The following is a 10774-nucleotide window of genomic DNA, read 5'->3' as shown; positions in this document are numbered from 1 at the left end:
GGCGGCCTCCCGGGCGGTCGAGCCGTGCCCGCCCTGCTCCTCCGGGATCAGCAGGCCCGCGGCGCCCACGTCCGCGGCGAGCGTGCGCCACAGTTCCAGGTCGTAGGGCTTGTCGGTCTCGCAGCGGGCCAGCACGGCGGTCGCCGGGCAGCGGTCCGACAGCAGGTCGCCGACGCTGGACCGGAGGTGGTCCTCGATGTCGGTGTAGAGCAGGTTGTGCCCGGCGCGGGTGCCGGTGTCCAGCGTTTTGACGGTCATCGCGGCAGGTCCTTCCAGGGCACGTCCTTGTCCACCCGGGGCTCGGAGGGCAGCCCGAGCACCCGTTCGGAGATGATGTTGCGCAGGATCTCCGAGGTTCCGCCCTCGATCGAGTTCCCCTTGGCGCGCAGGTAGCGGTAGCCGGCGTCGCGGCCGTAGAAGTCGATGGTCTCCGGGCGGCGCAGCGTCCAGTCGTCGTAGCGCAGCCCCTCCTCGCCGAGGAAGGTCACCTCCAGGCCGGAGAGCTGCTGCTGGAGCCGGGCGAAGGTCAGCTTCATGGCCGACCCCTCCGGGCCCGGGGTGCCGGCGGCGAGTTGCTGGCGCAGCCGCATCCCGGCCAGCCGCAGCGCCTCGGCCTGCACCCACAGTTCGAGCAGCCGGTCGTGGGTGCCTGCCGTGCGCAGCTCCGGGTGGTCGCGCCAGGTGCCGGCCACCGAGCCGATCATGCCGCCCTCGCGCGGCACCGGCCGCCCGCCGATCGCCACCCGCTCGTTCATCAGGGTGGCCTGGGCGACCCGCCACCCGTCGCCGACGGCGCCCAGCCGCAGCGAGTCCGGGATGCGGACCTCGGTGAGGAACACCTCGTTGAACTCGGCCTCACCGGTGATCTGCCGCAGCGGGCGCACCTCGACGCCGGGCGCGGTCATGTCGACCAGGAAGTAGGTCATGCCGAGGTGCTTGGGCACGTCCGGATCGGACCGGGTGAGCAGGATCGCCCACTGGGCCAGGTGCGCCCCGGAGGTCCAGACCTTCTGCCCGGTGACGATCCAGTCGTCGCCGTCGCGGACCGCGCGGGTGCCGGCCGATGCCAGGTCGGAGCCGGCGCCGGGCTCGCTGAACAGCTGGCACCACACCTCCTCGCCGGTCCACAGTGGACGGAGGAAGCGCTGCTTCTGCTCCTCGGTCCCGAACGCCAGGATCGTCGGCGCGGCCATGCCGAGCCCGATGCCGATCCGGCGCGGGTCGTTGTCCGGCGCCCCGGCCGCCGCCAGCTCGATGTCCACAACGGACTGCAGCTCGCGGGGGACGCCAAGGCCGCCCAGCCCGACCGGGAAGTGCACCCAGGCCAGGCCGGCGTCGAACCGGGCGCGTAAGAACTCCAGCGGTTCGGTGGTCGCGGGGTCGTGCGCGGCGAGCAGCTCACCGGCCAGCCGGCGCAACTCCTCGGCGTCCACCGCCGCGGGTCGGGTTTGCGTCATGTCTTCTCTTTTCGGCTCAGGGAATGAGCAGGACGACGGTCTCGGCCACACAGGCCGGTTTCTCGCCGCCTTCGATCTCCACGGTGGCGCGCGCGATGAGTTGCTTGCCCTGCTTGACATCCAGCACGTCGATCAGCTCGACGCCGGCCCGGATCCGGGATCCGACCGGCACGATCGAGGGGAACCGGACCTTGTTCGACCCGTAGTTGATGCCCATGGTCAGGCCGTCGACCCGGTAGATGTCCTTGGTCAGCACCGGAAGCAGCGACAGGGTCAGGTAGCCGTGCGCGATGGTGCCACCGAAGGGACCCTTGGCCGACTTCTCCGCGTCGACGTGGATCCACTGGTGGTCGCCGGTGGCCTCGGCGAACTGGTTGACCTGTTCCTGGGTGACCGTGTGCCAGTCGCTGTAGCCGAGGTGCTCGCCCTTGGCCGCCGTTAACTCGCTCAGGTTCGCGAAGACTCGCATGGCTGTTGCTCCTCAGGCTCGGGGTCCGCCGGCGACGTAGATGACCTGACCGGAGACGAAGGACGCCTCCTCGCGCACGAAGAACGACACCGTCGCGGCGATGTCCTCGGGCTTTCCAGTGCGGTTGACCGGAATCTGCGACGCGGCCGCCTTCTTGAAGTCCTCGAACGGGACGCCGAGCCGTTCGGCGGTGGCCGCGGTCATGTCGGTCTCGATGAAGCCCGGCGCGATCGCGTTCACGGTGACGCCGAACTTGCCCAGCTCGATGGCCAGCGTCTTGGTGAAGCCCTGCAGGCCGGCCTTGGCGGTGGCGTAGTTGGCCTGGCCCCGGTTGCCCAGCGCGGAGGTGCTGGACAGGTTCACGATGCGGCCCCAGCCCTGCTGGGTCTGGTGGGCCTGGACCGCCCGGCTCATCAGGAACGAACCGCGCAGGTGCACGCCCATCACCGCGTCCCAGTCCCCGTCGCTCATCTTGAACAGCAGGTTGTCCCGGGTGATGCCGGCGTTGTTGACCAGCACGGTGGGCGGGCCGAGCTCGTCGGCCACCCGCTGCACCGCCGTGCTCACCGCGTCGGCGTCGCTGACGTCCGCGCCGACCGCGATGGCCTTGCCGCCCTCGGACTCGATCGCGGCGACGGTGTCCTTGCAGCTCGACTCGTCCAGGTCGACCACGGCGACGGCGAACCCGTCGCTGGCCAGCCGCTTGGCGACGGCGGCGCCGATGCCGCGCGCGGCACCGGTCACGATCGCGACACGGGACACGGTCACAGGTTCCTCCATGGCTTCGTTGACTTCGAGGTAAGCAAGCGCTTAGCAAAGTACCCGCAGGTCGGCCCCCTGTCCACCGGAGCGTGACCCAGGCCATGGCGCGCCGGCGGGCCGCATCCGCATCATGGTGGTATGGCCGCCACCGTCGAACCCCGCCTGGTGACCTCGCCCGAGTTCGACCTGGTTCCGGTCCGCCGCAGGGACCTCCGCCGGCTCCGCAGGCACGGTCCGCCGCCGGGTGTGGAGCTGCCGGCCAGGCACGCCGACGAGGGCGACCCGCGCTATCCCTCGCGGCGCCGATTCCGGTACGGCCTCAGCATCGCCATCGACGTGGTCATGCACCTGTTCTGGGCGTTTCTCACCATAGGAATCCTCCTGGAGGATCCCGACCGGCCCGACCTCGTGATCTTCCTCGGCGGCTTCGCCGCCTATTTCGCCGTGTCGTTCGTACACCGCGTCCTCGTGCAGCGTGCCGCCCACGCGACGCTCGGGAAGGCGCTCACCGGCCTCCGTATGATCCGCGACGACACCGGCGGTCCGCCCACGCTGCGGATGCTTGCCCAGTACTGGCTGTACAGCCTCGGCCGGGCGGTCCTCTCCGTCCTGCTCACGCCACCTGTCTAGCCGAAGCTAGAAGTCGAACCCGCCGGTGCGGCCGTTGCGGTCGGCCAGCAGCCCGGCCAGGGTCGCGATGGCGATCTCCGGCGGGGTCCGGGAGCCGATGTTCAACCCGATCGGGCGGTGCACCCGCTGGATGTCGGCCGGCGCCACACCCAGGTCGCCGAGCGCGGTCACGTGCGGGGCCGGATGCCGTGGGTTGCCCATCACGCCGACCCAGCGGACCGGCAGCGCCAGCGCGTCGCGCAGCATCGGCCCCAGCTCCACCCGGTGATGGTCGGTCACCACCACGTCGGCGTTGCCGTCCAGGTCGGCCGGCAGTTCGGTGCGCACGGCGGTGGCGGCGTCCTGCTCGGCGCTGCTCACCCGGCCGCGTTCCGGCTCGACCAGGACCGTGCGGTAGCCCAGGTCGGCGCCGTAGCGCAGCAGGTAGTCGGCGACCGGCGAGGCGAACACGGTGACCAGGGTGCGGGTCGTGGTCGCGTCCGGTGCCGCACCGTGCGCGACCGCGCAGCTGTCATCGGCGGTCATGGTCGTTAGCGTGGCACGAGCACATGCCGTGCCGCATCGGGCCTGACGGAGCAGACTGGAAGCGTGCACTTCCGGGACCGGTCCGAGGCCGGACGAATGCTGGCCGGCCGGTTGACCCACCTGGCCGGCGCGGACCCGGTCGTGGTGGCGCTGCCGAGGGGCGGGCTGCCGGTGGCCGTGGAGATCGCCGCGGAGCTGGCCGCGCCGCTGGACGTCATCGTCGTGCGCAAGGTGGGCGTGCCCTACCGGCCGGAACTGGCCGCCGGGGCGGTCGGCGAGGACGGGGTCACCGTGCGCAACGCACCGGTCCTGCACGAGTCCGGACTGTCCTGGGAGGACCTGCACGACGTGGTCGAGCGGGAGCGGGCCGAGGTGTCCCGGCGGGCCGGCACGCTGCGTCCGGACCGGCCGCGGACCGACCTGGCGGACCGGACGGTGATCATTGTGGACGACGGGGTGGCGACCGGCTCCACTGTGGTCGCCGCGGTCCGGGTGGCCCGGCAGCTCGGCGCGCGGCGGATCGTGCTCGCGGTGCCGGTGGCCCCGGCCGACGTCGCGGCGAAACTGGCCGGAATCGTCGACGAGGTGATCTGCCTGCAGACGCCGGTGCCATTCCAGGCCGTCGGCCAATGGTTCCGAAATTTTCGGCAGCTCACTGACGACGAGGCGCGGGATTTCCTGCGCTCACACGACGCGCACGCCTGAGTCGCCGACCGCGTCCCGGATCACGTCGAGCATCGGGCGCAACGACATCGGCGCATTGTGCAGCACCAGATACCCAGCGCACATGGCCGCCGCGCCGCGCAGCAGCGCGAGCAGGCTGGACACGTCGACCGAGTCCAACTCGGCCAGATCAAGGTGGACATCGCCGGTCGACCGCCGGCACAGGGCGAGCAGCAGTTGCTCTGCCACGCTTTCGTCCATCAACGCCCCTGCCCCTTGTCGATCCACGAAGAGTACGCGCGAGATCATCACCCGTCAGCGGGTCGAAGGTCCTTACCACTGACCCGCAAATGAAATGTGAATGCATACCTCACCTGCACGTGCAGATGCATCGAGATCAATTTCCGCGACGATACCCCAATCATGGTCACCGGCGGGATCGTCGAAGATCTGACGTACCGTCCACCGCTCCGGTTCCGGCTCGATGATCAGCATCGCCGGGCCGCGGGCGTCCGGCCCGGTGCCGATCTCGTCGTGCGTGTCGAAGTACGGCTCGATGGCCTCCTGCCAGCGCTGTGCGGTCCACCCGGACTCGCCGTCCAGTTCGCCGAGCGCGGCGTAGTCACCCCGGGCGGCCAGCTGCACGCGGTGGAACAGAGCGTTGCGGACCAGCACCCGGAACGCCCGGGGGTTGGTCGTGACGGCGGGGGGCGGCTCGTCGTCGGCCGGCCGGTCGGTCGGGTTGACCAACTGCGACCATTCGTCGAGCAGGCTGGAGTCCACCTGGCGCACCAGCTCACCGAGCCACTCCACGAGGTCGACCAGCTCCTCGGTCTTGGCCTCGACCGGCACCGTCTGCCGCAGCGCCTTGTAGGCGTCGGCCAGGTAGCGCAGCACCAGCCCCTCGGAGCGGGCCAGTGCGTAGAACCCGACGTACTCGGTGAACGTCATGGCCCGCTCGTACATATCCCGGACGACCGACTTGGGCGAGAGGGGGTGGTCGGCCACCCACGGATGGCCGCGCCGGTAGGTCTCGTAGGCCACGGACAGCAGCTCGGCCAGCGGCTTGGGGTAGGTCACGTCCTCGAGCAGCGTCATCCGCTCCTCGTACTCGACGCCGTCGGCCTTCATCGCCGCCACGGCCGCGCCGCGCGCCTTCGACTCCTGCGCGGACAGGACCTGGCGCGGATCCTCCAGGATGGACTCGATCACCGACAGCACGTCCAGGGCGTAACCGGGCGAGTCCCGGTCCAGCAGGTCGATCGCGGCCAGGGCGAACGGCGACAACGGCTGGTTGAGCGCGAAGTCCAGCTGCAGGTCGCCGGTGAGCCGCACCCGCCGGCCGGTCTCGTCCGGTTCGGACAACCGCTCCACCACGCCGGCGGCCAGCAGCGCCCGGTAGATCGCGATCGCCCGCAGGATGTGCCGGCGCTGCGCCGGGCGCTCCTCGTGGTTGTCGGTGAGCAGCTTGCGCATGGCGGCGAACGCGTCGCCCGGCCGGCCGACCACGTTGAGCAGCATCGCGTGGCTGACCACGAAGCTGGAGTTGAGCGCCTCGGGCGCGGCGGCCACCAGGCGTTCGAAGGTCGGCTCGCCCCAGGACACGAAGCCGGCCGGCGGCTTGTGCCGGACCACCTTGCGCCGCTTCTTCGGGTCGTCACCGGCCTTGGCCAGCGCCCGCTCGTTCTCCACGACATGGTCGGGCGCCTGCACCACTACGTTGCCGACGGTGTCGAACCCGGCCCGGCCGGCCCGGCCGGCGATCTGGTGGAACTCGCGCGCCTTGAGATGGCGGGTCTTGACGCCGTCGTACTTGGACAGCGCGGTGAACACCACCGTCCGGATGGGAACGTTGATGCCGACGCCCAGCGTGTCGGTACCGCAGACGATCTTCAGCAGGCCGGCCTGGGCGAGCCGCTCGACCAGCCGCCGGTACTTGGGCAGCATGCCGGCGTGGTGCACGCCGATCCCGTGCCGCACCAGCCGGGACAGCGTCTTGCCGAACCCGGCGGTGAACCGGAACCGGCCGATCAGCTTGGCGATCTCGTCCTTCTCGGCGCGGGTGCACACGTTGATGCTCATCAGCGACTGGGCCCGCTCCAGCGCGGCGGCCTGGGTGAAGTGCACGACGTAGATCGGCGCCTGGTTGGTGGCCAGCAACTCCTCGAGCGTCTCGTGCAGTGGGGTGAGCACGTAGCTGTAGAACAGCGGCACCGGTCGCTGCGCGGAGGTGACCACCGCGGTCGGCCGGCCGGTGCGCCGGGTGAGATCCTCCTCGAACCGGGTGACGTCGCCGAGTGTGGCCGACATCAGCACGAACTGTGCGCCGGTCAGCTCCAGCAGCGGCACCTGCCAGGCCCAGCCCCGGTCCGGCTCGGCGTAGAAGTGGAACTCGTCCATGATCACCAGGCCGGCGTCGGCGGCGGCCCCGTCCCGCAGCGCGATGTTGGCCAGGATCTCCGCGGTGCAGCAGATGATCGGGGCGGTGTCGTTGACGCTGGCGTCGCCGGTGAGCATGCCGACGTTGTCCGCGCCGAACGTCTCGCACAGGGCGAAGAACTTCTCCGAGACCAGCGCCTTGATCGGCGCGGTGTAGAAGCTGCGCCGGCCCTGCGCGAGGGCGGTGAAGTGGGCGCCGACCGCGACCATGCTCTTGCCCGAGCCGGTGGGGGTGGACAGGATGACGTTCGACCCGGAGACGATCTCGATCATCGCCTCCTGCTGCGCCGGATACAGCGACAGGCCCTGCTCCTGTGCCCATGCGGAGAACGCGTCGAAGAGGTCGTCGGGGTCGGCGGCGGCGGGCAGCAGTTCGGTGAGCGTCATGATGCCCTGATCGTGCCATCAACCCAGTTGGGACAGCAGCCAGCGGGGGCCGAGCACGGCGGCCCCGTGCGCCCGGCAGCGCTCGCGCAGTTCGCGGTCGGCGGTGACCACCATCGGCCGGGTGTCCGGGCCGGTCCCGGCGACCTGCTCGACGATCGTGTCGTCGCCGCCGCGGGGCGCGTCCACCACCCGGATCGTGGTGTCGCCCGCGCCGATCCCGCGCGCGGCGCCCTCCACGACCAGCACGATCTCCGGATAGCACAGGTCGTACGGCTCGATGCCGGTCAGGCCGGCGGCCCGGCCGATGTCGTCGCGCAGCCGGGCGGCCGCCCCGGCCCGGTCCCGCCACCACTGGTCGGCCCGCGCGCCCATCACGTTGGCGCAGTCGACCACCAGCACCGGGCGGCGCAGCCCGGCGCGCAGCAGCGGCCAGGCCTTCGCGAACGGCTCGAACAGCAGTCGGTGCTCCACCTCGTCCTCGGGCACCCACGCCGCGGCCATGGTCTCCCAGGACGCCGGCCGCACCGCCACCGGCTCCGGCGCCGTGCCGAACACCGTGTGGTAGGCCCAGTTCCCGTGGTCCTCGGTCCAGCTGCCGTGCACCCGGACCTCGCCGGTGGGCAGCGTGCTCTCCTCGGCGGTCTCCCGCAGTGCGGCCGTCACCGGATCCTCGCGGCGGTGCCGGGCGCCGCCGAACAGCCCCCAGGTGCCGGCGCCGCTCGACGGGGCGGCCCGTTGCTGCAGCAGCACCTGCCCGCCCGACCACACGAGCAACCCGGCGGCGCCGTGCCGGCCCCAGTGCTGGTGGCCCTGCGCGCACCGGGTGAACCAGTCCCCGTCCATACGTACCGAACATACGCGTAGGGTTGGTGATCATGACAAGGGTGGCGGTGGCCCACATCCGGCGCCGCATCGTCCACTGAGGACGGACAACGGGCATGTTCGCGTGGCGGGTGGAGCGGCCGGGGGCCATGGCGACCGGGCCGCTGGTGGCGCGGTCGGAGCCGGACCCGGAGCCGGAGCCGGGCGAGCTGCTGGTGCGGGTGCTGGCCTGCGGGGTGTGCCGGACCGACCTGCACGTGGCCGAGGGTGACCTGCCGGTGCACCGGCCGCGGGTGGTCCCGGGCCACGAGGTGGTGGGGGAGGTGGTCGGGCTCGGCGCAGGCGCGACCGGGTTCGGCGTGGGGGACCGGGTCGGCATCGCGTGGCTGCGCGGAACCTGCGGCGAGTGCCGGTACTGCCGGCGGGGCGCGGAGAACCTGTGCCCCCGGTCGGTCTACACCGGATGGGACGCCGACGGCGGCTATGCCGAGCTGACCACCGTTCCGGCCGCCTACGCCCTGCCCCTGCCGGACGGGTACCCCGTCGCCGAACTGGCGCCGCTGCTGTGCGCCGGGATCATCGGCTACCGCGCGCTGCTGCGCGCCGAGTTGCCGCCCGGCGGCCGGCTGGGCGTCTACGGGTTCGGTGCCAGCGCGCACCTGGCCGCCCAGCTGGCCCTGGCCCAGGGCGCGACGGTGCATGTGTTGACCCGCAGCGCGCAGGCCCGCCGGCTCGCCCTCGACCTCGGCGCCGCGTCGGCACTCGGCGCCACCGACCCACCTCCGGAACCGCTGGACTCGGCGATCATGTTCGCCCCCGCCGGTGAGCTGGTCCCGCCCGCCCTCGCCGCCCTCGACCGGGGCGGCACCCTGGCCGTCGCCGGCATCCACCTCTCCGACATCCCGCCCCTCGACTACCAGCGCCACCTCTTCCAGGAACGCCAGCTCCGCAGCGTCACCGCCAACACCCGCGCCGACGCGCACGAGTTCCTCCGGCTGGCCGCCACGCACCGGCTCCGCATCACCACCCGGCCCTACCCCCTCGCCGAGGCCGACCGCGCCCTCACCGACCTCGCCGCCGACCGCGTCACCGGGGCCGCGGTCCTGCTCGCATAGCTACGCGGGTGGCTTGCTGGGGGGCGGCGAGTCGGGGGAGGGTGATCGACATGAGTCGGACGCTGAGCCCGCGGGCGCTGAACCGGGCGACGCTACAGCGGCAGTTGTTGCTGAGCCGGGTGGTCCGGCCGGTGGGCGAGGTGCTCGAGCACCTGGTGGGCCTGCAGGCGCAGGCCCCGAACGCGCCGTATGTCGGGTTGTGGAGCCGGTTGGCGAACTTTGCTCCACAGGAGCTGGCGGACCTGATCACCGGGCGGGCGGCGGTGCGGACGACCCTGATGCGGGCGACCATCCATCTGGTCACCGCGCGGGACTGCCACGCGCTGCGTCCGGTGATCAGGCCGGTCGTCGAGCGGGTGTTCGCCGGCTCGGTGTTCGCCCGGAAGATCGCCGACCTGGACGTCGACGAACTCCTTGCGGTTGGGCGCAAGCACCTGGCGGAGCAGCCGCTCACCCGGGCCGAGCTGGGGCCGCTGCTGGCGCGGCGCTGGCCCGGTCAGGACGTCGACGCGCTGGCCTACACCATCTCCTACGGGTTGCCGCTGGTTCAGGTGCCGCCGCGCGGGGTGTGGGGCGAGACCGGCCCGGCCGCCTGGACCCCGGTGGAGTCCTGGCTCGGCCCACCCGCCGGGCCTGCGGCGGACGTGGACGAGGTGGTGCTGCGCTACCTCGCCGCGTTCGGCCCGGCGTCCACAATGGACGTTCAGGCGTGGTCCGGGCTGACCCGGCTGCGCGAGGTGCTCGAACGCCTGCGCTCCCGGCTGCACGTGTTCCGGGACGAGTCCGGCCGTGAGCTGTTCGACCTGCCGGACGCGCCCCGGCCCGACCCGGACACGCCCGCGCCGGTGCGGTTCCTCCCGGAGTACGACAACGTGCTGCTCGGCCACGCCGACCGGAGCCGGTTCGTTCTCGGCAAGCGGCCGGTCGTGCTCTTCGCCGGAAACGGCGCCACGATGGGCAACCTGCTGCTCGACGGGTGCTACCAGGGAACCTGGCGAACCGATCGCGCCCGGCGCGGCGTGACGCTGTTCGTCGATCCGTTTGGTCCACTGTCCACTCAGGACGCCGGTGAGGTGGTCGCGGAGGCCGGCCGGCTGCTGGCCTTCCTCGCGGCCGATGCCGTCCAAACCGACGTCGTGATCAACCGCCCGATCGAACGGTGATCGTCGTCCAGGCGCCGAGGTGGACCCGGTCGCCGTCGGACAGTGCGCGGGTCACGTTGGTCGCCAACGGTTTCTCGTCGTCGTTCACGGTCGTGCCGTTCGACGACCCCAGGTCCACGATGGACAGTGTGCCGTCCGCGGCCACCAACAGCATCGCGTGCAGGTGCGACACCCCGGGATCCTCCGGCGGTCCGGTGAGGTCGATGTCCGGGTGGATGCCCCGGCTCGCGCTGCGCCGGCCGATGGTGATCTGCCCGGCCCGCAACGGAAAGTGCCGCTCCGGGCAGAACGGCGGGAACACGATGCCGCCCGCGTCCGGTCCGCCGGCCGCCATCACGCTGT

The 10774-nt window shown here is 71.8% G+C and carries 12 protein-coding genes and 1 pseudogene; 4 read left to right on the top strand and 9 right to left on the bottom strand.

Going from position 1 to position 10774, the window contains the following annotated elements:
* The 4 genes and pseudogenes from VFO68_RS01825 to fabG form a co-directional block, all read right to left on the bottom strand.
* Positions 1 to 258: pseudogene (locus VFO68_RS01825) on the bottom strand (hypothetical protein); the annotation flags it as partial.
* The gene (locus VFO68_RS01820; protein ID WP_325156349.1) at positions 255 to 1457 is read right to left on the bottom strand and encodes an acyl-CoA dehydrogenase family protein; all 1203 of its coding nucleotides are present in this window, start codon (positions 1455 to 1457) and stop codon (positions 255 to 257) included. The gene VFO68_RS01820 and the pseudogene VFO68_RS01825, both read right to left, overlap by 4 nt.
* Before the next feature lie 16 nt (positions 1458 to 1473).
* Entirely contained in the window at positions 1474 to 1926 is a 453-nt protein-coding gene (locus tag VFO68_RS01815) for a MaoC family dehydratase (RefSeq protein ID WP_325156348.1), read from the bottom strand.
* Between the two features lie 12 nt (positions 1927 to 1938).
* Positions 1939 to 2706, bottom strand: coding sequence for a 3-oxoacyl-ACP reductase FabG (fabG, locus tag VFO68_RS01810; protein ID WP_325156347.1), 768 nt, complete (start codon positions 2704 to 2706; stop codon positions 1939 to 1941).
* Between the two features lie 120 nt (positions 2707 to 2826).
* On the opposite strand from fabG, the gene VFO68_RS01805 reads away from it, so the two are divergent.
* Positions 2827 to 3318 carry an RDD family protein gene (locus VFO68_RS01805; RefSeq protein WP_325156346.1) on the top strand — a complete coding sequence of 164 codons (492 nt, stop codon included), beginning with the start codon at positions 2827 to 2829 and terminating at the stop codon, positions 3316 to 3318.
* A gap of 6 nt (positions 3319 to 3324) precedes the next feature.
* Here the strand turns inward: VFO68_RS01805 and VFO68_RS01800 are convergent, their stop codons facing one another.
* Complete coding sequence (locus VFO68_RS01800; protein WP_325156345.1) at positions 3325 to 3843, bottom strand: XdhC family protein; 519 nt, start codon at positions 3841 to 3843, stop codon at positions 3325 to 3327.
* 63 nt (positions 3844 to 3906) lie between these two features.
* On the opposite strand from VFO68_RS01800, the gene VFO68_RS01795 reads away from it, so the two are divergent.
* On the top strand, positions 3907 to 4548 hold the full coding sequence (locus VFO68_RS01795) for a phosphoribosyltransferase (RefSeq protein WP_325156344.1): 642 nt from the start codon (positions 3907 to 3909) through the stop codon (positions 4546 to 4548).
* Here VFO68_RS01795 and VFO68_RS01790 read toward each other — a convergent pair.
* The 3 genes from VFO68_RS01790 to VFO68_RS01780 form a co-directional block, all read right to left on the bottom strand.
* Positions 4528 to 4755, bottom strand: coding sequence for a hypothetical protein (locus VFO68_RS01790; RefSeq protein ID WP_325156343.1), 228 nt, complete (start codon positions 4753 to 4755; stop codon positions 4528 to 4530). The genes VFO68_RS01795 and VFO68_RS01790 overlap by 21 nt on opposite strands.
* An 84-nt stretch (positions 4756 to 4839) precedes the next feature.
* Positions 4840 to 7332: a DEAD/DEAH box helicase gene (locus tag VFO68_RS01785; RefSeq protein ID WP_325156342.1), complete on the bottom strand. Its 2493-nt coding sequence runs from the start codon at positions 7330 to 7332 to the stop codon at positions 4840 to 4842.
* A gap of 18 nt (positions 7333 to 7350) precedes the next feature.
* Entirely contained in the window at positions 7351 to 8175 is an 825-nt protein-coding gene (locus VFO68_RS01780) for an NUDIX hydrolase (RefSeq protein WP_325156341.1), read from the bottom strand.
* Between the two features lie 95 nt (positions 8176 to 8270).
* Between VFO68_RS01780 and VFO68_RS01775 the strand changes: the two genes are divergently transcribed.
* Together VFO68_RS01775 and VFO68_RS01770 are read left to right on the top strand one after the other, a co-directional pair.
* A complete protein-coding gene (locus VFO68_RS01775; RefSeq protein WP_325156340.1) occupies positions 8271 to 9269 on the top strand; it encodes a zinc-binding alcohol dehydrogenase family protein in 999 nt (332 codons plus the stop codon).
* A gap of 50 nt (positions 9270 to 9319) precedes the next feature.
* On the top strand, positions 9320 to 10432 hold the full coding sequence (locus tag VFO68_RS01770; protein WP_325156339.1) for a winged helix DNA-binding domain-containing protein: 1113 nt from the start codon (positions 9320 to 9322) through the stop codon (positions 10430 to 10432).
* Here the strand turns inward: VFO68_RS01770 and VFO68_RS01765 are convergent.
* Positions 10410 to 10774: FHA domain-containing protein (locus tag VFO68_RS01765; RefSeq protein ID WP_325156338.1), on the bottom strand; the 365-nt coding region annotated here is incomplete at its 5' end. The two genes, VFO68_RS01770 and VFO68_RS01765, sit on opposite strands and share 23 nt — an antisense overlap.

This window comes from Actinophytocola sp., assembly GCF_035712165.1.
Classification (GTDB): domain Bacteria; phylum Actinomycetota; class Actinomycetes; order Mycobacteriales; family Pseudonocardiaceae; genus DASYTH01.
The sequence above is the reverse complement of the archived record's forward strand: the minus strand, read 5'-3'. Positions and strand labels throughout refer to the sequence as shown.